At 66.8% G+C, this 20,672-nt stretch carries 17 protein-coding genes and 1 pseudogene; 7 read left to right on the top strand and 11 right to left on the bottom strand.

The features are described from left to right. Positions 1–48: 48 nt before the first annotated feature. A pseudogene (locus AC0J42_RS06430) lies at positions 49–180 on the bottom strand (diguanylate cyclase domain-containing protein); the annotation flags it as partial. Positions 181–360: 180 nt separating this feature from the next. Between AC0J42_RS06430 and AC0J42_RS06425 the strand changes: the two are divergent. Next, positions 361–780 (top strand): hypothetical protein, encoded by a 420-nt coding sequence (locus AC0J42_RS06425; RefSeq protein ID WP_473005577.1) that lies wholly within the window; start codon positions 361–363, stop codon positions 778–780. A gap of 79 nt (positions 781–859) precedes the next feature. Here the strand turns inward: AC0J42_RS06425 and AC0J42_RS06420 are convergent, their stop codons facing one another. The 9 genes from AC0J42_RS06420 to AC0J42_RS06380 form a co-directional block, all read right to left on the bottom strand. Continuing rightward, a complete protein-coding gene (locus tag AC0J42_RS06420; protein WP_416422803.1) occupies positions 860–1,867 on the bottom strand; it encodes a diguanylate cyclase domain-containing protein in 1,008 nt (335 codons plus the stop codon). A 51-nt stretch (positions 1,868–1,918) separates the two neighbouring features. Next, positions 1,919–2,929, bottom strand: a complete 1,011-nt coding sequence (cheB, locus tag AC0J42_RS06415; protein ID WP_416422802.1) for a chemotaxis response regulator protein-glutamate methylesterase — start codon at positions 2,927–2,929, stop codon at positions 1,919–1,921. Next, a complete protein-coding gene (locus AC0J42_RS06410; protein ID WP_473005576.1) occupies positions 2,926–5,202 on the bottom strand; it encodes a response regulator in 2,277 nt (758 codons plus the stop codon). Before AC0J42_RS06410 ends, cheB begins: the two co-directional genes overlap by 4 nt. Next, positions 5,199–5,882, bottom strand: coding sequence for a chemotaxis protein CheW (locus AC0J42_RS06405; RefSeq protein WP_473005575.1), 684 nt, complete (start codon positions 5,880–5,882; stop codon positions 5,199–5,201). Before AC0J42_RS06405 ends, AC0J42_RS06410 begins: the two co-directional genes overlap by 4 nt. After that, positions 5,879–7,144, bottom strand: coding sequence for a CheR family methyltransferase (locus tag AC0J42_RS06400; RefSeq protein ID WP_473005574.1), 1,266 nt, complete (start codon positions 7,142–7,144; stop codon positions 5,879–5,881). Before AC0J42_RS06400 ends, AC0J42_RS06405 begins: the two co-directional genes overlap by 4 nt. Continuing rightward, positions 7,144–7,677, bottom strand: coding sequence for a chemotaxis protein CheW (locus tag AC0J42_RS06395; RefSeq protein ID WP_416422798.1), 534 nt, complete (start codon positions 7,675–7,677; stop codon positions 7,144–7,146). Before AC0J42_RS06395 ends, AC0J42_RS06400 begins: the two co-directional genes overlap by 1 nt. Beyond that, complete coding sequence (locus tag AC0J42_RS06390) at positions 7,677–9,299, bottom strand: methyl-accepting chemotaxis protein (RefSeq protein WP_473005572.1); 1,623 nt, start codon at positions 9,297–9,299, stop codon at positions 7,677–7,679. Before AC0J42_RS06390 ends, AC0J42_RS06395 begins: the two co-directional genes overlap by 1 nt. 286 nt (positions 9,300–9,585) lie before the next feature. Further along, positions 9,586–10,308: a tetratricopeptide repeat protein gene (locus tag AC0J42_RS06385; RefSeq protein ID WP_416422796.1), complete on the bottom strand. Its 723-nt coding sequence runs from the start codon at positions 10,306–10,308 to the stop codon at positions 9,586–9,588. Then, entirely contained in the window at positions 10,308–12,569 is a 2,262-nt protein-coding gene (locus tag AC0J42_RS06380) for a TonB-dependent receptor (RefSeq protein WP_473005571.1), read from the bottom strand. The genes AC0J42_RS06385 and AC0J42_RS06380 overlap by 1 nt, the downstream gene beginning before the upstream one ends. Positions 12,570–12,705: 136 nt before the next feature. On the opposite strand from AC0J42_RS06380, the gene AC0J42_RS06375 reads away from it, so the two are divergent. The 3 genes from AC0J42_RS06375 (at position 12,706) to AC0J42_RS06365 (ending at position 15,424) form a co-directional block, all read left to right on the top strand. Then, positions 12,706–13,377 (top strand): response regulator transcription factor, encoded by a 672-nt coding sequence (locus AC0J42_RS06375; protein WP_473005570.1) that lies wholly within the window; start codon positions 12,706–12,708, stop codon positions 13,375–13,377. Then, a complete protein-coding gene (locus AC0J42_RS06370) occupies positions 13,370–14,653 on the top strand; it encodes a sensor histidine kinase (RefSeq protein ID WP_473005569.1) in 1,284 nt (427 codons plus the stop codon). The genes AC0J42_RS06375 and AC0J42_RS06370 overlap by 8 nt, the downstream gene beginning before the upstream one ends. An 81-nt stretch (positions 14,654–14,734) precedes the next feature. Further along, a complete protein-coding gene (locus tag AC0J42_RS06365) occupies positions 14,735–15,424 on the top strand; it encodes a YoaK family protein (RefSeq protein ID WP_416422792.1) in 690 nt (229 codons plus the stop codon). 4 nt (positions 15,425–15,428) lie between these two features. On the opposite strand, the gene AC0J42_RS06360 is transcribed toward AC0J42_RS06365, so the two are convergent. Next, positions 15,429–16,613, bottom strand: a complete 1,185-nt coding sequence (locus tag AC0J42_RS06360) for a diguanylate cyclase domain-containing protein (RefSeq protein ID WP_473005568.1) — start codon at positions 16,611–16,613, stop codon at positions 15,429–15,431. Between the two features lie 191 nt (positions 16,614–16,804). On the opposite strand from AC0J42_RS06360, the gene AC0J42_RS06355 reads away from it, so the two are divergent. From AC0J42_RS06355 to ydcS, 3 genes are all read left to right on the top strand, one after another. After that, complete coding sequence (locus AC0J42_RS06355; protein ID WP_473005567.1) at positions 16,805–17,719, top strand: LysR family transcriptional regulator; 915 nt, start codon at positions 16,805–16,807, stop codon at positions 17,717–17,719. A 138-nt stretch (positions 17,720–17,857) separates the two neighbouring features. Further along, positions 17,858–19,318 carry a gamma-aminobutyraldehyde dehydrogenase gene (locus tag AC0J42_RS06350; protein ID WP_473005566.1) on the top strand — a complete coding sequence of 487 codons (1,461 nt, stop codon included), beginning with the start codon at positions 17,858–17,860 and terminating at the stop codon, positions 19,316–19,318. Positions 19,319–19,420: 102 nt separating this feature from the next. Further along, positions 19,421–20,572 carry a putative ABC transporter substrate-binding protein YdcS gene (gene ydcS, locus AC0J42_RS06345; RefSeq protein ID WP_416422789.1) on the top strand — a complete coding sequence of 384 codons (1,152 nt, stop codon included), beginning with the start codon at positions 19,421–19,423 and terminating at the stop codon, positions 20,570–20,572. Positions 20,573–20,672 lie beyond the last annotated feature (100 nt).

The following is a 20,672-nucleotide window of genomic DNA, read 5'->3' as shown; positions in this document are numbered from 1 at the left end:
AATGGAGGCGGCTGGGACGCGGCCTGGCGGCCGCTGCTACCGGGTGGGTTAGTCGCTGATGCCTACCTGGTTGTGGCCGTTGTGCTTGGCTTGGTACAGGCCCTTGTCGGCGGCCGAGATCAGCTGGCGGCAGTGGGAGCCGCCCTGGGGGATCTGGGTGGACAGGCCGATGCTGGTGCAAGCCATCGCTGGGGGCGATGTGCGGGATTTAATGGGGACATTGTGCTCAACGAATGCGTGATGGCGCTTTGGCTCCTGTCAGTTCTGTCAGTTGATGGGGTTCCAGATTTAACGGAATGTGGAATCCGAGGGAGGCAAAACGCCTCTCCGGATTATCACTCACCCAATGAGGCACTCAGAATGAGCACTAACACCAGCAATGCTACTTCCCATTCGCTTGGGAAAAGCAAGTTTGGCGACAAAAAAGGTCGCCTGTATGAAGTCCGCGATGTTATTCCGATCGACCCTATTTTCCCTCCGTATGGAGAAGTCAAGTTTGAACACCAGCGAGGTGACGTGCTCAGCCTCAGTGACATTCCGGAGGCGGGAGAACTGTTTTCGATTATTCCACGCCGGAACCTGGAAGTAACTGAAGCACGACTTTTGATTGAGGCTGCGTATACGGATCATAGTTATGTGTCGTCCGCCGAACCCGTCAGGTTGGACCAGGAAACCACGTTCCTCATCCCCAAGAGTGCATTTGGCCCTGCTGGAGGTAAGTTATGGTTCATAGTGAAGGGCGCACATGATTTTTACGAGCCCTTGAACATCGTAGCTTAAGCCTTAGTTCGGAACCGCGGCCGCCAAGCTCCATCGGCGGCCGACTTGCACTATGGCAGGCGGCCGTAACCAGGGGGACTCAGTCGCTGATTCCCACCTGGTTGCGGCCATTGTGCTTGGCCTGGTACAGGCCCTTGTCGGCGGCCGAGATCAGCTGGCGGCAGTGGGAGCCGCCCTGGGGGATCTGGGTGGACAGGCCGATGCTGACGGTCAGGTGCGAGCCTTCGCTGGGGGCGATGTGCGGGATTTTCAGCGCGGCGATGGTCTGCCGAAGCTTTTCCGCCACCAGGCGGGCGCCGCCGGGCGAGGTGTTGGGCAGCACCAGGGCGAATTCCTCGCCGCCGTAGCGCGCCGGCAGGTCGGTGGAGCGGCTGCAGCTGTCGCGGATGGCGTCGGCCACGCGGCGCAGGGCTTCGTCGCCGTCCAGGTGGCCGAAGCTGTCGTTGAACGACTTGAAGTAGTCGACGTCGATCATCAGCAGCGACAGCTGGGTCTGGTCGCGCAGGGCGCGGCGCCATTCCAGCTCCAGGTATTCGTCGAAGTGACGACGGTTGGACAGGCCGGTGAGGCCGTCGGAGTTCATCAGCCGTTGCAGCACCAGGTTGGTGTCCAGCAGCTGTTGCTGGCTGACGCGCAGGGCGCGGTAGGCCTCGTCGCGCTGCAATAGCGTCTGGTAGGAGCGTGAGTGGTAGCGAATGCGCGCCACCAGCTCGATGTTGTCCGGCAGCTTCACCAGGTAGTCGTTGGCGCCGGCGGCAAAGGCCGCGCTTTTCACCAGCGGGTCTTCCTTGGTGGACAGCACGATGATCGGGATGTCCTTGGTGGCCGGGTGGTTGCGGTAGTCGCGCACCAGGGTCAGGCCGTCGAGGCCCGGCATCACCAGGTCCTGGAGGATCACCGTGGGCTTGAGGCGCACGGCCTGCTCAATGGCGTGGTGGGGGTCGGCGCAGAAATGGAAGTCGATGTTGGCTTCGTTGGCCAGCCCCCGCCGCACTGCTTCGCCGATCATGGCCTGGTCGTCGACGAGCAGCACCATGGCCTTGTTCTCGTCGGTGGCCTTGAACTCTTCGATCTGCAAATCAATCATGCGTTGTCACCTGATCGCTGCCTGTACGCTGGCAGGGCTTAATACTCGGGGTCATGGCTGGATAATTTCCATCAGTCTGGGAGCAATCCGCTCCAGGGGGCGGATTTCCACCGCTGCATCAATGGCCGCTGCCGCCTTGGGCATGCCATACACCGCACTGCTTGCCTGGTCCTGGGCGATGGTCAGGAAGTTCTGCTGGCGCAACAGCTTCAGGCCTTGGGCGCCGTCGCGGCCCATGCCGGTCAACAGCACGCCGACCGCGTCGCCACGCCAGAAACGCGCCACGCTTTCAAAGAATACGTCGATGGACGGCCGGTAGATCTCGTTCACCGGCTCCTCCGTGTAGGCCAGTGTTCCGTCGCTGAGCAGACGGAGGTGATGATTGGTACCCGCCAGCAATACTACGCCAGGTTGCGGCGGTTCGCCTTCGCGGGCAAGGCGCACGTTGAGGCCGCTGGCCCCGGACAGCCAGTCGGCCATGCCGGCGGCGAACACCTGGTCCACGTGCTGCACCAGCACAATGGCCGCCGAAAAGGTTTTCGGCAAGCCCTTGAGCAATACTTCCAGGGCAGCCGGGCCGCCGGCGGAGGAGCCGATGGCGATCAGCGTCTGCCGTTGCACCCCCGTGCGAAGGGGCGTGGGTACGGCCTTGACCGAGGTGCCGCGCTGGCCGATCAGCCAGCCGATGTTGAGGATCTTGCGCAGCAGCGGCGCCGCCGCCTCGCGCGGGTTGCCAGCACCCACTGCCGGGGTGTCGACCACGTCCAGGGCGCCATGGCCCATGGCCTCGAACACCCGGTGGACGTTCTGCTGGCGGTCGACGGTGACGATGACGATGGCGCAAGGGGTGGCGGCCATGATCTGGCGGGTGGCCTCGACGCCGTCCATGACCGGCATGATCAGGTCCATCAGGATCAGGTCGGGCAGCTGTTCGGCGCACTTGGCCACCGCCTCGGCGCCGTTGCCCGCCACCCAGATGATCTGGTGCGCCGGCTCGAACGCCACCGCCCGGCGCAGGGCCTCGACGGCCATGGGCATGTCGTTGACGATGGCGATCTTCATCCCTGGGCCCCCCCGATCAGCTCGACCACGGCGTCCAGCAGGGCATCGTCGTGGAAACTGGCTTTAGCCAGATAGTAGTCGGCCCCGGCGTCCAGGCCACGCCGCCGGTCTTCTTCGCGGTCCTTGTAGGACACCACCATCACCGGCAGCGACTGCAGGCGCGTGTCGCGGCGCACCAGGGTGACCAGCTCGATGCCGTCCATGCGCGGCATGTCGATGTCGGTAATCAGCAGGTCGAAGTCCTCGCCGCGCAGGGCGTTCCAGCCGTCCATGCCGTCCACCGCCACGGCCACGTCGTAGCCACGGTGGCTGAGCAGCTTGCGCTGCAGTTCACGCACGGTCAGCGAGTCGTCCACCACCAGCACGCGCTTGCGCGCCTGTTCCACGCCGGGGCGGCTGCGCCGGTCAATGCGTTCCAGGCGGCCGGTGGTCAGCAGTTTTTCCACCGAGCGCAGCATGTCCTCGACGTCGATGATCAGCACCACCGAGCCGTCGTCCAGCAGGGCCCCGGCGGAAATGTCCTGGACCTTGCCCAGCCGCGCATCCAGCGGCAGCACCACCAGGGTACGCTCGCCGATGAAGCGCTCCACCGCCACGCCATAGATAGCGTCGCGTTCGCGGATCACCACCACCCGCAGCGAGTCCTCGCTGCTTTGCCCGGCCGGGCGCTGCAGCAACTGGCTGGCGGCCACCAGGCCGACGTGGCGGCCTTCGTACCAGAAGTGCTGGCGGCCTTCGAGCTGGACGATGTCCTCGGCCGGCAGGTCGAGGGTGTGTTCAATGTGCGCCAGCGGGAAGGCGTAGGCCTCCTCGCCCACTTCCACCACCAGGCTGCGCACCACCGACAGGGTCAGTGGCACTTCGATATGGAAACAGCTGCCCTGGCCGCGCACCTGGGTCAGCTCCACCGAGCCGCGCAGCTGGCGCATCATGTGCTGCACCGCGTCCAGGCCGACGCCGCGGCCGGACACTTCAGTGACCTTGTCGCGCAGGCTGAAGCCGGGCAGGAACAGGAAGCTCAGCAGTTCTTCCTCACTGAGCTGCGCAGCGGTCTCGGCCGGCGACAGCTGGCGCTCGACGATGCTGCGGCGCAGGCGCTCAAGGTCGACGCCACCGCCGTCATCAATCAGTTCCAGTACCAGCAACCCGGCCTGGTGCGAGGCGCGCAGCAGCACCCGGCCCTCGGCCGGCTTGCCCGCCAGCAGGCGCTGCTCGGGCGATTCGATGCCATGGTCGACGGCGTTGCGCAGCAGGTGCGTCAGCGGCGCCTCGAGCTTTTCCAGCACGTCGCGGTCGACCTGGGTCTTCTCGCCTTCGATCTCCAGGCGCACCTGCTTGCCCAGCTCGCGGCCCAGGTCACGGACCATGCGCCCCTGCCCGCCCAGCACGTCGGCGAACGGCCGCATGCGGCACGCCAGGGCAGTGTCGTAGAGCAGCTGCGCGCGCTGGCTGGCCTGCCAGCCGAACTCGTCCAGCTCGGCGGTCTGGTGCACCAGCATCTGCTGGGTCTCGCCCAACAGGCCTTGCACCAGGGCCAGGGCTTCGAGCACTTCCTCGGATTGGTGGGTGGCCTGCAGGTGCTCCTTCAGGCCATCCAGGGCACGCTGGCTCTGGCCCTGCATGCGCTTGAGGCGCTGCATGGTGGCCAGGTACGGCTTGAGCCGCTGGGTTTCCACCAGCGATTTGCTGGACAGGTCCAGCAGGCTGTTGAGGCGTTCGGCCGTGACCCGCAGCACGCGCTCGCCGCCTTCCACCGGCGCGCCCTTGGCCTTGCGCGGCTCGGGGCTGGCGGGGGCTTCGGCGGCCGCTTCCGGCTCGGGCGGCGGCGCGGCCACCAGCGGCTCCGGCGCCGGGGCGGCGGGCCGTGGCGGCGGGGGCACCGCCGAGGGGTCCAGCAACACGGTCATGCGCACCGAATAGGCAGCGATGTCTTCGGTGGTGGGCGCCGTGTCCGGGGTGGCGATGCGCATCAGCAGGTCGGTGCCGTGCAGCAGCGCGTCAATGTGTTCGGGGGTGAGCAGCAGCCGGCCTTCCTGGGCGCTCACCAGGCAATCTTCCATCACGTGGGCCACGCTGACGCCGGCATCGACGCCGACGATGCGCGCAGCGCCCTTGAGCGAGTGCGCGGCGCGCATGCAGGCTTCCAGCTGGTCGGCCTGGGTGGGGTTGCGTTCCAGTTCCAGCAGGCCGGTGCTCAGCACTTGGGTCTGGGCTTCGGCTTCCAGGGCGAAGAGTTCAAGCAGCGAGGCGTCGCGCATCTGGTCCGGGGTCATGTCAGGCTCCGGGCAACGGCGTCCAGCAGCTGGGTTTCGTCCAGCACCCGCACACTACGGCCCTTGAACGGCAACACCGACTCGGTGAAGCGCTTGCCGGCCTGGCCGGCGGCGGGCGAGGCGTTTTCCAGCTCCGCCAGGTCGATGCGGTGGATGCCGTCGACTTCATCCACCGGCACCACCACCGAGCCACCGGCAGCGGCCAGGATCAGCATGCGCGGCATCACCCGCGCCGAGGCCTGGGGGCTGACACTGACGTCCACCCCCAGCAGTTCGGCCAGGGACAGGCACGCCACCAGCGCCCCGCGCACGTTGGCCACGCCCTGCAGCGCCCGCGAGCGCTGGTGCGGCAGCGAATGCACCGGCTGCACCGGGGCGATCTCCACCAGGCAGCGGGTGGCCAGGGCCAGCCATTCCTCGGCCAGGCGGAACACCACCAGCGAGCGCGAGGCCACCTGGCCCAGCTCCTCCAGGGTCTCGCCACGCACGCTCTCGCGGGCCAGGGAATAGCGGTCCAGCAGGCGCACGGCGGCGCCCGCGTAGACCTGGCAGTTACGGCAATGGATATGGTCGGCCAGCAACGGGCACGACTTGTCACCGTGAATCCCGATCCGGTTCCAGCAATCGTCAATCGCTTCGCCATCCCCCTGGATGACGTTCAGCGAAGCCAGGCCAATCATCGTTTACGCTCACTGTCAGCGGTTCGGTCACTGCGCGCGGCGCGTTCCTGCAAGCGCCTGGCCCCGACGCTGTCGCCCTGGGCGGCCAGCAGCATGGCCAGGTGGGCCAGCGCTTCGGGGTGCTGCGGTTGCAGGTACAGCGCCTTGCGGTAAAAATCCTGGGCCTTGCGCGCATCGCCACCGACGTCGTTGAGCAAACCGAGCCAGTAGTACGCCTGCGCATGCGGCCCCTGATGCTTGAGGTACAGCTCGCACGCCTGCATGGCCGCCTGGCTCTTGCCTTCGTTGGCCAGGCTGGCGATCTGTTCGAGCGTCACCTGTACCTGTTTTTCGGCCGCCGGCGCGGCCACTTGAGGCAGCGGCGGCGCAATGGGCGCGGCGCGTGGCCGTGGCGGCATGGCGGCCGGCAGCGCACGCGGCGGCGGCGCCACCCACGGCGTCATCGGTTGCGGCTCTGGCGAGGGGTTCTCGTCGCGCACGAAGGCGAACGACTGCGCGATGCCAATGGGGCGCATGCCCAGGCGCGCCAGCAGGCTACCCTCGGCAGGGCCGATGAACAGGGCGCCGTCCTTGTCAGTCAGGCCCTTGAGCACCTCGAACACGCGCTGCTGGGTTTCCACGTCGAAATAGATCAGCAGGTTGCGGCAGAACACGAAATCGTAGGGCGGCTCGCCCTTGAGCAGCGCCGGGTCGAGCACATTGCCCGGCTGCAGGCGCACCTGCTGGCGTACCCGCTCGCCGAGGCGATAACCGTCGTCTTCCACCTCGAAATAGCGCTCGCGAAAGCCCAGCTCGGCGCCGCGGAACGAGTTGCGCCCGTACAGGCCACGCTGGGCCTTGGCCACCGACAGCGGGCTGATGTCGACGCCGTCGACGCGGAACTGGCTGGCCAGCACGCCGGCGTCAAACAGCGCCATGGCAATGGAATAGGGTTCTTCACCCGTCGAGCAAGGCAGGCTGAGCAGGCGCACCGGGCGCGTGCCCTTGAGCGCCAGCAGCCGCGCCTGCACCAGGCGCGCCAGGGCCGCGAACGACTCGGGGTAGCGCAGGAACCAGGTCTCCGGGACGATCACCGCTTCAATCAAGGCCTGCTGCTCGGTGCCGCTGCCCTGCAGCAACTGCCAATAGGCGTCGGCGCTGGTGCAGCCGCTGGCCGTACGGCGTTGCTGCACGGCGCGCTCGATCAGCGCCGGGCCCACCGACGCCACGTCCAGGCCGATGCGGTCACGCAGGTACTTGAAGAAACGTGGATCGTCGCCCATCAGTCATCCCCATCCTTGAGGCTGGCGGCCAACTGCGGTGCAAACAGCAGCTGGCGCACCTGGTCATCGAGCAGGTCTTGCACGCCTACCCACTGCAGCAGGCCTTGTTCGTCCTCACGCACCGGCCCCAGGTAGGGCGTGTTGGCGTTGGACACCTCGTACGGGCGAAAATCCCGCGGGTCGCAGCGCAGGGTGTTGGTGGCGTGTTCCAGGATCAGCCCCAGGCGCAGGTCGGGGCGCGCGGGGTCGGCGCGGTAATGCACCAGCACCAGGCGGGTGCTGGTGCGCTGCGGCGCCGGCTTGCCGAACATCAGCTGGCCGACGTCGATCACCGGCACCACGCGGCCGCGGTGGGCGAAGATGCCCGCCACCCAGGCCGGCGCCTGGGCCACCGCCTTGAGCGGCACGCAGGGCAGCACTTCGCCGATGTCGGTGGCGGCCAGGGCGAAGCGCTCGGCGCCCACCTGGAAAATCAGGAACAGCTTGCCCTGGCAGGTGATGGCCGCCCTGGACGGGCGCAGCGCCTCGCTCATCAGACTTTGAAACGCGACACGCCGCCACGCAGGCCGGTGGCCACCTGGCTGAGCTCGTCGATGGCGAAGCTGGCCTGGCGCAGCGATTCCACGGTCTGGCTGCTGGCGTCGCTGAGCTGCGACAGGGCGTGGTTGATCTGCTCGGCGCCGGTGGCCTGGGCCTGCATGCCCTCGTTGACCATCAACACGCGGGGCGCCAGGGCCTGCACCTGCTGGATGATCTGCGACAGCTGGTCACCCACCTGCTGCACCTCGAACATGCCGCGGCGCACTTCCTCGGAGAACTTGTCCATGCCCATGACCCCGGCGGACACGGCGGACTGGATCTCGCGCACCATCTGCTCGATGTCATAGGTGGCGACGGCGGTCTGGTCGGCCAGGCGTCGCACTTCGGTGGCCACCACGGCAAAACCGCGGCCGTATTCGCCGGCCTTTTCCGCTTCGATGGCAGCGTTGAGCGACAGCAGGTTGGTCTGGTCGGCGACCTTGACGATGGTCACCACCACCTGGTTGATGTTGCTGGCCTTCTCGTTGAGGATCGCCAGCTTGGCGTTCACCAGGTCGGCGGCGCCCATCACCTGGTGCATGGTGTCTTCCATGCGCGACAGGCCCTGCTGGCCGGAGCCGGCGAGCATGGACGCGGCGTCGGCGGCCGAGGTGACCTCGGTCATGGTGCGCACCAGGTCGCGGGAGGTGGCGGCGATTTCCCGCGAGGTGGCGCCGATCTCGGTGGTGGTGGCAGCGGTTTCGGTGGCGGTGGCCTGCTGCTGCTTGGAGGTGGCGGCGATCTCGGTCACCGAGGTGGTCACCTGCACCGACGAGCGCTGGGCCTGGGACACCAGGGCAGTGAGCTCGGTCATCATGTCGTTGAAGCCGGTCTCGACCATGCCGAACTCGTCGCGGCGCGACAGGTTCAGGCGCGAGCTGAGGTCACCGGTGCGCATGGTTTCCAGGATGGCGACGATCTTCTGCATCGGCTGCATGATGGCGCGCAGCAGCAACAGGCCGCAGATGCCGGCGGCGATGATGGCCAGCACCAGGGCGATGCCCATGGTCAGCTTGGCGTCGCTGACCGCCTGGGAGCTGGCCTGGGAGGCGTGCTCGGCAGAGTCGCGGTTGCGCTCGATCAGGTTGTTGAGCTGCTTGCGGCCGGCGGCCCAGGCCGGCGTCACCTGGTCGTTGAGCAGGTCCTGGGCCAGGGAGAAGTGCTTCTGGTGGTAGGCGTCCAGCACCTTGGCCAGGGCCTGGTCATAGGCGACGCGCGTCTTCGAGAACTCGTCGAAACTGGCCTTGTCCTCGGGGTCGAACACGGTTTTCTGGTAATTGCCCATCTGCTCGCTCAAGCGGTCGGCGAAGGCCTTGTACTGCTCTTCGTCGGCCGTGACGAATTCGCGCTGGTAGCTCAAGCCCACCAGTTGCTGGGTGTAGACGAAGCTCTCGACCCAGGCGCTGCGGATCATCGAGCTGTAGTAGACGCCGGGGACGCTGTCGGCGCGCACGTTTTCCTGTGCGTCATCGATGGCCTTGAGGCGCGTATAGGAGGCCACCACCATCAACAGCATAATGGCGATAATCACGGCGAAGCTCGCCAGGATCCGTTGGCGCAATGTCCAGTTCTTCACAGTCATCCCTCGAAAGTGCTACGTCTACCGGCAAATTGGCCGAGTATAGCCCACAGATAACCCTGCTGACTGTGTCGTTTTTGCCTAGGTTTCCATATCTTTTCGACATGATGGCGCGAAGCCACACATTCCCCGTAGCAGCATCTGTCTTGAAACCGCGTTGCCTGTATCGCGACTAAGGTCGGCTCCTACACCGTTCACCGTAGCAGCGGCCGCTGGCCGCGTCCGGGATCACCGCGGTGTGCCGGAAGAAGCGCGGTGCGCTGGACGCGGCCTGCGGCCGCTGCTACGGGGCCGTTGGGGCCAGGCGCTGGTCGATGGCGGTGATGACGGGGGCGAATACGGCGGCCGGCAAGGCGGCCACCGCTTCGCGGATCTTGGCAAGGAACGCCGGGGTGGCCGTGCGCGTTGCGCGCATGACCCACTGGGCCGCCTCGTCGAGGTTGCCCTGGCGCACCAGCATCGCCGCGTAGCTGCACTGGCCGCGAAAATCCCCGGCCAGGGCCGAGCGCTGGAACCAGTCGAAGGCCAGCGCGGCGTTTACCGGGATGCCCCAACCCTCTTCATGAAAGCGCCCCACCAGGTTCATGGCCTTGGCGTGGCCGCTGTCGGCGGCGCGCTGGTACCAGGCCAGCGCCTGCGCCATGTCGCGCGGCACGCCGCGGCCCTGACTGAGCAGGTTGGCGTAGTTGTACTGGCCCCAGTCCAGCCCGCGCTGGGCGGCGGCGCGGTAATGCACCGCCGCCGCGGGCAAGTCCGGGGCGCAGCCCCAACCCAGTTCCAGGCAGCGGCCGACCATGTTCAGCGCCACCAGGTGCCCGCGCCCCGCCGCGATGCGGAACCAGCGCAAGGCCAGCCCCGCGTCGCGTTCTATGCCGTGGCCGTCGAGCAGCGCCTGGCCCAGGTGCGCCTGGGCCTCGGGGTTGCCGGTGGCGGCCTGGTCCAGCAGCAGGCGTGCCACCGCGGTGCGGTCCTGCACACCCAGGCGCAGGACGGGATCGGCCAGCATCAGAAGCGGTACTCGGCGGTCAGCGTGGCGCCGCGGCCATCACCCGGAATACCGTAGCCACGGCCGTTGTATTCGGTGAAGTAACGCTTGTCGAAGATGTTGGTGACGTTCAGGCGCAGATCGATGTTCTTGTTGATCGCGTGGGTGAACGCCACGTCATGCACCACGTAGTCCGGCAGGGTGGTCTTGGTCGCCGCGCTGGTGACCGAGTCGGCGCCGGTGCCGGTGCCTTGGTAGATGTCCACGGTGTCTTCGTAGCGCACGCCATAGCTGAAGGTGTTGTCGCCCGGCAGCTTCCAGGTGTTCCACAGGCTGATGGTGTGCTTGGGCGTGTTGGCGATGCCGACCGTGCCATCTTCAGAGGTGGCGTTGGCGGCTTTCAAGGTCACGGCGTTCTGGTAGGCATAGCCGGCATAGATCGACCATTTGTCGGTGATGTTGCCCACCACGCCCAATTCCAGGCCGCGCACGCGCTGCTCGCCGCCCACGTTCAGCGTGGCGCCGGTGTCGTCGTCGGTGTAGGTCAGGCTGCGCTTGGTTTCATACAACGCCGCGGTCAGGCTGAGGTTTTCGTTGAACACATCCCACTTGGTACCCAGCTCGATGGTCTTGCCGCGCTGGGTGCTGTCGCCGGTGCTGGCGCCGGTCTGGGCGATGGCGGTCAGGCTGCTGGGCTGGCGGGCGTTGGCGTAGCTGAGGTAGATGCTGCCCTCTTCCACCGGCTTGTAGACCAGGGCGGTGTGCACGCTGGTGACTTTTTCCGAGTCCGACGAGTTGCCACCGTCCACCCAGGCGGCGGTCTGGCTGCTGCGCGACCAGTTGCTGGTGATGCGCGAGTCGTAGTGGTCCTGGCGGCCGGCCAGGTGCAGTTGCCAGTGGTCGTTGAAGGTCAGGGTGTCGAGCACGTAGAAGGCCTTGTCGACCTGCTCGGCGGCCACTTCGGCGCTGGTGTAGGTGTCAGCCGAGTACGGGTACTTGGACCAGCTGTTGCTCTCGGCCGTGAGGTTGCTCATGGTCGCGGCGTCGGCGGCGGTGAGCTTGCCGGTGTCTTCCTGCAGGGTCTGCTTGCTGTACTCGATGCCGGTGACCAGGGTGTGGCCGATGCCGAAGGTGTCGAAGCGCAACGTCAGGTTGCTCTGGTCGCTCCAGGTGGCGTTGGTCTGGTCGCGCGACGGGGTGTTGAGGTAGCGACGGTACACCCCCTTGTTGGCCATCACGCCCGGCGCCGGGCTGTTGGCGGCGTAGTAGGTGCCACCCGGGGTGGTGACGAAGTAGTCGTGGTCCAGGTGGAAATAGGTCAGCTGGTTGTCGAAGGTGACGTTGTCGTTGAAGTCATGGGCGAACTTCAGGTTCAGGCGGTGCGACTCGTTGTTTTCCTTGTCCAGGTTGCGCCAGCCCCAGTAGCTGCTCCAGCTGCCCAGGCGGTGCGGGCTGCTGCCGTTGCTGCCGTCGACGGTAGGAATGCCGTAGTCGGTGTTGCCGTTGTCGTGGATGTATTCGTAGGCAATGGTGAAGCGGGTGTCGGTGCCCAGGCCCAGGGACAGCGACGGCGCGAAGCCGTTGCGCTCGCGCTGGATCCAGTCACGGCCGTTCTCGCCGCCCTTGTAGCCCACCACGTTGAGGCGGAAGGCCGCGCCCTCGCCCAGGCCGTCGATGGTGTGGTTGATGTCCAGGGTGCTGCGTTTGTAGTTGGCCGTGCCCACGCCCACGTCCAGGGTGTCGAAGTCCTTCAGCTCCGGGCTTTTGGTGACCATGTTGATGGCTCCGCCAATGGCGCCCACGCCCCAGCCCGAGCTGCTGGAACCCTTGAGCACTTCCACCTGTTCGGTGTTGAACAGCTCTGAGCGGGTGTATTTCGCCGGGTCGCGCACGCCGTCGCGGTAGATGTTGCCGTCGGCGCTGAAGCCACGGATGTTGATGCTGTCGCCAACGCCGCCACCGCCCTCGCCCGAGTTGAAGGTAATGCCGGGCACGTTGCGCAGCACGTCCTTGAGGTCCTGGGCGTTCTGCTCTTCCAGCACGCGCTTGGGCACCACGCTGATGCTCTGCGGGGTGTCGCGCAGGGCCTCGGTGAACTTGCTGCCCGAGAGTTTTTCAGTCTGGTAGGGCGCCGTGTTGTCCTGGGGCGCGTCGATGACGGTCTGGTCCAGCTGCAAGGTGTTGGGCACCTGGTCGGCGGCGTAGGTCAGGCTGCTGAGGGTAGCGACGGCCATGCCCAGGGAAACGTCCAGGCGAGGTTGGAGGGTGGATTGACGGCTCATGGGGTTCTCGAAGGAGGGGCCAACGGGTTAAAGTAATTAACAACGATTCTCTTTCGCGCATTGTGCGATAACGCTTCTCAAGTTCTTGTTAAGAAGTTTTTACAATCGTTACATTTCCATGAAATCTGGACCGCCCATGCGCATTCTGGTCATCGAAGACGACTTGGTTATCCTCGAGAACATCACCCGCTACCTCAGCCGCCGCGACTACATCGTCGACTGCGCGGAGAACGGCGCCCAGGGCCTGGAGATGGCCCGCAGCGGCGACTTCGACCTGATCGTGCTCGACCTGATGCTGCCGCGCCTGGACGGCTACAGCCTGTGCCGGCGCCTGCGCGAGGAAGGCGGACGGCGCATTCCGGTGATCATGGTCACCGCCCGCGACACCCTGGATAACCGCCTGGAAGGCTTCGAGGCCGGCGCCGACGACTACCTGGTAAAGCCCTTCGCCCTGGCCGAGCTGGCCGCGCGGGTGAACGCCGTGCTGCTGCGCGCCGCGCCCCCGCACAAGGCCGTGCTGCAGGTGGCCGACCTGTGCCTGGACACCACCACCCTGGCCCTGAGCCGGGCCGGCCAGCCGCTCAAGCTGCCGCCCGCCCCCCTGCGCCTGCTGATGGCGCTGATGCAGGCCAGCCCCGCGGTGGTGGCACGGCGCAAGCTGGAAGAACTGTTGTGGAGCGACTCGCCGCCCGACAGCGACAGCCTGCGCACCCACATTCATCAACTGCGCCACGTGGTCGACAAGCCCTTCGCCCTGCCCCTGCTGCGCACCGTGCACGGCATCGGCTACCGGCTGGCCGATGACTGAGCGCCGCCGCCATAGCCTGGGCCGCCGGCTGATCCTGATCTACGGGCTGGTGAGCCTGCTCACCGGCGCGCTGGTGCTGGCCCTGTCGGACCTGAGCCTGAACCGCCTGGAGGTGCGCCTGCAGGAAATCGACATGGGCATCGCCATCCAGCGCGTACGCGAAGAAATCGCCAGCGGTGGCGCCGGCCGCCCGGGGCGCTTCTTCGTCGGCCAACCGGGCTCGGCGCAGTTCCCCGCCGACCTGCGGCAACTGTCCCCCGGCTTCTACAAGCTGATGCGCGGCCAGCGCCTGTGGCATGTGCGCGTGGTGGACGACGGCGCCCAACGCTACCTGCTGATGCGCGACTACACCGACTACGAACACGGTCTGTCGACCCTGTTGATTGTCGGCGTCACCAGCCTCGGCGGCCTGGTGCTGCTGGCCGTGCTGCTGGGGGTGATCACCACCCGGCGCCTGGTGCGGCCCATCGAGCGCCTGGCCGCGAGCATGGGCGCGCGCACCGCCCTGCCCCCTTCCAGCCGCCTGGCGCCAGACTTCCCGGCCAATGAAATCGGGACCGCCGCCCAGGCCTTCGACGACACCTACAACCACCTGGAACTGGCGCTGCAGCGCGAGCGCCTGTTCACCGCCGACGTCGGCCACGAACTGCGCACGCCGATGATGGCAGCGCTGAGCGCCTGCGAGGTGCTGCGCGACGAGGAGCCGCTGAGCCCCGCCGCCGATGCCCAGTTGGCCCAAGTGGAAGCGTCGATCAAGGACATGCGCCAGCGCCTGGACACCTACCTGATGCTGGCCCGTGGCGAGGCCGACTGCCTGGGGTTCGCCCACGCCAGCCTGGCCCAGGCGGTGGCCGAACAGGTGCAGCAGGCCTGCCCCCAGGCGCGGCGCCTGCATTTGGCGCTGCTGGTGGAACCCCAGGGCAGCTCGGCCACCCCGCCGGCCTATCCACTGCCGCTGCTGCGCACGGTGCTGGGCAACCTGTTGCGCAACGCCCTGCAGTACGCCGGCACCGGCAGTGAGATTCGCCTGCGGGTGGGCGACAGCTGGGTGGAGGTGCAGGACAACGGCCCCGGCGTGCCCGCCGACCAGCACGAGGCGATTTTCCTGCCCTTCACCCGGGGGGCTCAGCCCAGCGTCGAAAACCTGGGCCTGGGCCTGTCACTGGTCAAGCGTATCTGCCTGAACCAGGGCTGGGCCATCAGCGTCGATTCCCCCGAGGGCGGGCCGACATGCTTCCGCCTGGACTGCGCATCGTCCCCAAAACAGAAACAATAAGTTCACCCTCTGGATAATTGTTCCTGAAACGGTTTCGCGGCCACAATGGCCGCGCCTCCCAACCTCAAGGAACGACCCACCATGCGCCCCGTACCCACCTCCCTCGCCCCGGCCCTGAGCTTCAACGGTGGCTTCGTCGACACCGTGGGCTTCCTGGCCCTGCAGGGCCTGTTCACCGCCCACGTCACCGGCAACTTCGTCACCCTGGGGGTGAGCATCGTGCACGGCACCTCGGGGGCGCTGGCGAAATTACTGGCGTTGCCGGTGTTCGCCATGGTCGTGGGCTTCACCCACCTGGCCGCGACCGCGTTGCACCGGCGCAACCTGGCGTCGCTGCACCTGCTGATGCTGGCGCACACCCTGCTGCTGGCGCTGTTCATGGCCTGCGCGGTCTGCCTGGGGCCGTTTACCGACGGTGATTCGCTGGTGGCACTGGTCACCGGCATGGTCGGCGTGGCGGCCATGGCTATCCAGAACGCGCTGTCGCGCCAGCACCTGAAAGCCGCGCCACCGACCACGCTGATGACCGGCAACGTGACGCAACTGGCGATCGACCTGTTCTCGCTGATCGGCCTGCGCGACCGCGGCGAACGCGACGTGGTGCTGGCGCGCATGGGGCCCATTGGCCGCAACCTGCTGGGCTTCACCGTGGGCTGTATCGGCTCGGCGCTGCTCTACCTGGCCGTGGGGTTGTGGTGCCTGGTGATTCCTGTGGCCGTGGCCGCCTGGGGCTGCGTGATGGTGTACGAAGGCAAGACCGACCTGGCGTAAGCCGTCAGGCGCAGCGCAGGCAATCGCGCCCGGCGGCCTTGGCGGCGTACAGCGCCTGGTCTGCCGCGGCAATCAGGGCATCGGCGCCCGTGTGCGGGGCCATGGCCGCCGCCACGCCCAGGCTGGCCGTCACCCGCGCCCCAGCGCCCAGCACCGGGTGCGCAATGGCCAGCGCGGCCACCGCCTGGCGCAACGCCTCGCCCAGGGCCTGCGCCTGGCCGGCATCGGCACCCACCTGCAGAATCAGCAGCTCCTCCCCACCAAAGCGAAACACCAGGGCATCCTGCGCCTGCGCGGCCTGCTGGATAGCCTGGCTGACCTGGGCCAGGCAGGCGTCGCCCTGCAGGTGGCCGTAGTTGTCGTTGTAGGCCTTGAAGTGGTCGATATCCAGCAGGATCACCGCCACGCTCACCGGCCTTGCCGCCGCCTCTTCCCACACCTGGGTCATGACTTCGCCCTGATAACGACGGTTGAACAACTGGGTCAGGGCGTCGGTGCGGGCGATGTCCAACAACTGCTCGCGCAGCAGGCGCCCACGCAAGGCAAACAGGTAGCTCAGCCGGCTGGCGCGCTCCTGGAAATACGAGGCCATCAACAGCAGCGCCACCGTGGACACGAACAGCAGCGCATTGGCCTGCCAGATTCTGAAGTCGGCAAAGTCGGCAAGGTAGGTGGTGACCAGCTGGATCGCCAGCATGCACAGCATGGCCACCGAGGCGAAGCGCATGGGCAACTGCTGGATCATGGTGCAGTAGACCATGATCAGCAGCATCCCCAGCTGGTAATGCAGCCGGTACGGGCTGTGGCTGTAGATCATCGCCACCAGCGGTATCAGCGACGACACCACGGTGCCGGCCGCCGCGGCCGTTTCCACGGCCCACCGGCGGGTGAGGCGCTGCCCCAGCACCAGCAAGGCGATGAACAGCGGCGTGACCAGCAGCAGGCGGCCGGCGGCCACGTAGGCGAACATGTCCCGCAGGGTCAGCCAGTCGCTGAGCAGGAACAGGTTGTAGACCACCGCGCCGCCGATGCCCACGGCGGTGATGAACTGCAGGCGCTGCCTGACGGTGTCGGCCTGGTAGCGACGCTCCAGCCCATCGCTGAACCGCAGGATGCGCACCCCGGAGGCAATCGTGCGCTCGACGTCGGCCAGGGTTTGCGCGTCGTGTGCTGGGTGGGGAACAGACATTGGGCACCGGGTACGAGTTGAGTCCGACTACCATAGACCAACAGGCAGCCGTTCGAAAAAAAAGATATACACTCGCCCCATCAGCTTTATAGATCCCGTAGCAGCCGCCGCCAGGCTGCGTCCCGTGCCACCGCGGTGAAGCAAGACGCAGCCTGGCGGCAGCTGCTACGGACTTTGCGAGTGCCCTGTCCATGATGACCCTGCGCCAGATCCGCCATTTCATTGCCGTGGCCGAGACCGGTTCGATCTCGGCCGCCGCCCAGGCGGTGTTCATTTCCCAGTCGACGCTTACCCTGGCCATCCAGCAGCTGGAGCAGGAGATCGGCGTCAGCCTGTTCAACCGCCACGCCAAGGGCATGACCCTGACCCACCAGGGCCATCAGTTCCTGCGCCAGGCGCACCTGATCCTGGCCACCGTCGACAACGCCAAGCGCAGCCTGCAGCAGAGCACCGACCAGGTGGCCGGGCAGTTGATCATCGGCGTGACCAGCCTGGTGGCCGGCTATTACCTGGCCGACCTGCTGACCCGCTTCCAGCGCGCCTACCCCAACGTGGAGCTTCGCGTCATGGAAGACGAGCGCCCGTACATCGAGCACCTGCTGGTGAGCGGCGAGATCGACGTGGGGGTGTTGATCGTCTCCAACCTGGAAGACCGCCACGCCCTGCAGACCGAAGTGCTGACCCACTCGCCCCACCGTTTGTGGCTGCCGGCCCAGCACCCGCTGCTGGACCACGACAGCATCACTCTGGCCGACGTGGCCCGCGAGCCGCTGATCCAGCTCAACGTCGACGAGATGGACCGCAACGCCCAACGCCTGTGGACCAGCGCCAGCCTGACGCCACGCATCAGCCTGCGCACCGCCTCCACCGAGGCCGTGCGTAGCCTGGTGGCAGCGGGCCTGGGGGTGTCGATCCAGCCAGACATGACCTACCGGCCCTGGTCGCTGGAAGGCGACATCATCGAGGCACGGCCGCTGGCCGACCTGACCCAGACCCTGGACGTGGGCCTGGCTTGGCGCCGCGGCACCGCGCGGCCGGCGTTGGTGGACCCGTTCCTGACCGTGGCCCGCGAACAACCCAACGCTGGGCGCAGGCTATCGATTTAATCGAATGCTGCATTCAGTATTTAGAATTTGTAGCCCGCTCGCCCGCGCACTAGTCTCTAACCACCGAGACAATCCGTGCCCGGGCTGCCTGTATCAAGGAGCCTGCCCGTGAGCCCAAAAGAAAAGAGACCTCGCAAGATGGCCGGCACTTCCCCCCCTACCCTGTGCACCGCACTGCTGATCGACGGCGAGCTCGTCGCGGGGCAAGGCCTGGTGGAACCGATCATCAACCCGGCCACCGCCGAGGTGCTCACCCACATCGCCGAGGCCAGCAGCGAGCAGGTGGAGCACGCCATCATGGCCGCCCACCGCGCCTTCGCCAGCTGGTCGCGCACCACCCCGCAGCAACGCGCCAGCCTGTTGCTGCAGATTGCCGACGCCGTGGCCCGCCAGGCCGACAGCCTGGCGCAGCTGGAAGCGCTGAACTGCGGCAAGCCGCTGCACCTGGCGCGCCAGGACGACCTGGCGGCCACCGTCGATGTGTTCCGCTTCTTCGCCGGCGCCGTGCGCTGCCAGACCGGCCAGCTGGCCGGTGAATACGTGCCCGGCTATACCAGCATGGTGCGCCGCGACCCGATTGGCGTGGTGGCGTCCATTGCGCCATGGAACTACCCGATCATGATGGCCGCGTGGAAGATCGCCCCGGCGCTGGCAGCGGGCAACACCCTGGTGTTCAAGCCGTCCGAGCACACGCCGCTGTCGATCCTGGCACTGGCCCCGGCCCTGGCGCAGATCCTCCCGCGCGGGGTGCTGAACATCGTCTGTGGCGGCGGCGAGGGCGTGGGCGGCCACCTGGTCAGCCACGCCAAGGTGCGCATGGTGTCGCTGACCGGCGACATCGTCACCGGCCAGAAAATTCTCCAGGCCGCCTCGAAAACCCTCAAGCGCACCCACCTGGAACTGGGCGGCAAGGCGCCGGTGATCGTCTGCAACGACGCCGACCTGCGCGCCGTGGTCGACGGCGTGCGCAACTACGGCTACTACAACGCCGGCCAGGACTGCACGGCGGCCTGCCGGGTGTACGCCCAGGCGGGCATCCACGACCAGCTGGTAAGCGAACTGGGCGCCGCGGTGGGCAAGCTGCGCTTCGCCGGCAAGCGCGATGCCGACAACGAGCTGGGGCCACTGATCAGCTCGCGCCAGCGCGACCGCGTGGCCAGCTTCGTCGAACGGGCGCTGAGCCAGCCACACATCGAACGCATCACCGGCGCCGCCGTACATTCGGGCCCCGGCTTCTTCTACCAGCCAACGCTGCTGGCCGGCTGCCGCCAGAACGACGAGATCGTCCAGCGCGAGGTGTTCGGCCCGGTGGTCACCGTCACCCGCTTCGACGAGCTGAGCCAGGCCGTGGACTGGGCGAACGAATCGGAATACGGCCTGGCCTCGTCGGTGTGGACCCAGAACCTGGACAAGGCCATGCAGGTGGCGGCGCGCCTGCAGTATGGCTGCACCTGGATCAACAGCCATTTCATGCTGGCCAGCGAAATGCCCCACGGCGGCCTCAAGCGCTCGGGCTACGGCAAGGACCTGTCCAGTGACTCGCTGCAGGACTACAGCGTGGTGCGCCACATCATGGCGCGCCACGGGGAGCACCTCTGACCCGCCAGGCGTTATCACCACTACGATAATAATCAGCCTCGACGAAGGCCCGCTGCACCGTTCGAACACTGCCCCGACCATAATTTAAAGAAGAGGGATACCATGCACGCGCACAAGACCGCACTGCTCAGCGCCTTGACCACCGCCCTGCTGGCCAGCGCCAGCCTGCAGGCCGCCGAACCGCTCAAGGCGGTGGGTGCCGGTGAAGGGCAACTGGATATCGTTGCCTGGCCGGGCTACATCGAACGGGGCGAGAGCGACAAGAACTACGACTGGGTGACCGGCTTCGAGAAGGAGACCGGCTGCAAGGTCAACGTCAAGACCGCCGCCACCTCGGACGAGATGGTCAGCCTGATGGCCAAGGGCGGCTACGACCTGGTCACCGCCTCGGGCGACGCCTCGTTGCGGCTGATTGCCGGCAAGCGCGTGCAGCCCATCAACACCGCGCTGATCCCCAACTGGAAGAACATCGACCCGCGCCTGAAGGACGGCCCCTGGTACGTGGTCAACAAGCAGACCTACGGCACCCCGTACCAGTGGGGGCCCAACGTGCTGCTGTACAACACCAACGTGTTCAAGACCCCGCCCACCAGCTGGGGCGTGGTGTTCAACGCCCAGGACCTGCCGGACGGCAAGCCCAACAAGGGCCGCGTGCAGGCCTACGACGGCCCGATCTACATCGCCGACGCGGCGCTGTACCTCAAGAGCGCCAAGCCCGAGCTGGGCATCCAGAACCCCTACGAGTTGAACGAAACCCAGTACAAGGCCGTGCTCGACCTGCTGCGCGCCCAACACGCGCTGGTGCACCGCTATTGGCATGACGCCACGGTGCAGATGAGCGACGTGAAGAACGAAGGCGTGGTGGCCTCCAGCTCCTGGGGCTACATGGTCAATGGCCTTAAGGCCGACAACCAGCCCGTGGCCTCGACCATTCCGCAGGAAGGCGCCACCGGCTGGGCCGACACCACCATGCTGCACGCCGAGGCCGCGCACCCCAACTGCGCCTACAAGTGGATGGACTGGTCGCTGCAACCCAAGGTGCAGGGCGACGTAGCGGCCTGGTTCGGCTCGCTGCCGGCGGTACCGGCGGCGTGCACCAGCAGCGAACTGCTGGGCGCCGAGGGCTGCAAGACCAATGGCGTCGACCAGTTCGACAAGATCGCCTTCTGGAAAACCCCGCAGGCCGAGGGCGGCAAGTTCGTGCCGTATAGCCGCTGGACCCAGGATTACATCGCGATCATGGGCGGCCGCTGAGCCCACGCCTTTGTGGGAGCTGGCTTGCCAGCGAGCTTTGAAGGCCCTCAAAAGCTCGCTGGCAAGCCAGCTCCCACATCCTCCACGCCACACTCTCCAT

The organism is Pseudomonas sp. Tav-5-1A, assembly GCF_055755055.1.
Note: the sequence above shows the minus strand (reverse complement) of the source record. Positions and strands in the feature narration are given on the sequence as shown.

Excerpts from the sequence above, each read along its gene's own strand:
- AC0J42_RS06385 (WP_416422796.1), bottom strand. The coding sequence starts at position 10,308 with ATGCTGGCCGATCCCGTCCTGCGCCTGGGTGTGCAGGACCGCACCGCG.
- AC0J42_RS06400 (WP_473005574.1), bottom strand. The coding sequence starts at position 7,144 with ATGGGCGACGATCCACGTTTCTTCAAGTACCTGCGTGACCGCATCGGC.
- AC0J42_RS06365 (WP_416422792.1), top strand. The coding sequence starts at position 14,735 with ATGCGCCCCGTACCCACCTCCCTCGCCCCGGCCCTGAGCTTCAACGGT.
- AC0J42_RS06395 (WP_416422798.1), bottom strand. The coding sequence starts at position 7,677 with ATGAGCGAGGCGCTGCGCCCGTCCAGGGCGGCCATCACCTGCCAGGGC.
- cheB (WP_416422802.1), bottom strand. The coding sequence starts at position 2,929 with ATGAAGATCGCCATCGTCAACGACATGCCCATGGCCGTCGAGGCCCTG.
- AC0J42_RS06405 (WP_473005575.1), bottom strand. The coding sequence starts at position 5,882 with ATGATTGGCCTGGCTTCGCTGAACGTCATCCAGGGGGATGGCGAAGCG.
- AC0J42_RS06370 (WP_473005569.1), top strand. The coding sequence starts at position 13,370 with ATGACTGAGCGCCGCCGCCATAGCCTGGGCCGCCGGCTGATCCTGATC.
- AC0J42_RS06355 (WP_473005567.1), top strand. The coding sequence starts at position 16,805 with ATGATGACCCTGCGCCAGATCCGCCATTTCATTGCCGTGGCCGAGACC.
- AC0J42_RS06380 (WP_473005571.1), bottom strand. The coding sequence starts at position 12,569 with ATGAGCCGTCAATCCACCCTCCAACCTCGCCTGGACGTTTCCCTGGGC.
- AC0J42_RS06360 (WP_473005568.1), bottom strand. The coding sequence starts at position 16,613 with ATGTCTGTTCCCCACCCAGCACACGACGCGCAAACCCTGGCCGACGTC.
- AC0J42_RS06425 (WP_473005577.1), top strand. The coding sequence starts at position 361 with ATGAGCACTAACACCAGCAATGCTACTTCCCATTCGCTTGGGAAAAGC.
- AC0J42_RS06375 (WP_473005570.1), top strand. The coding sequence starts at position 12,706 with ATGCGCATTCTGGTCATCGAAGACGACTTGGTTATCCTCGAGAACATC.
- ydcS (WP_416422789.1), top strand. The coding sequence starts at position 19,421 with ATGCACGCGCACAAGACCGCACTGCTCAGCGCCTTGACCACCGCCCTG.
- AC0J42_RS06410 (WP_473005576.1), bottom strand. The coding sequence starts at position 5,202 with ATGACCCCGGACCAGATGCGCGACGCCTCGCTGCTTGAACTCTTCGCC.
- AC0J42_RS06420 (WP_416422803.1), bottom strand. The coding sequence starts at position 1,867 with ATGATTGATTTGCAGATCGAAGAGTTCAAGGCCACCGACGAGAACAAG.
- AC0J42_RS06350 (WP_473005566.1), top strand. The coding sequence starts at position 17,858 with ATGGCCGGCACTTCCCCCCCTACCCTGTGCACCGCACTGCTGATCGAC.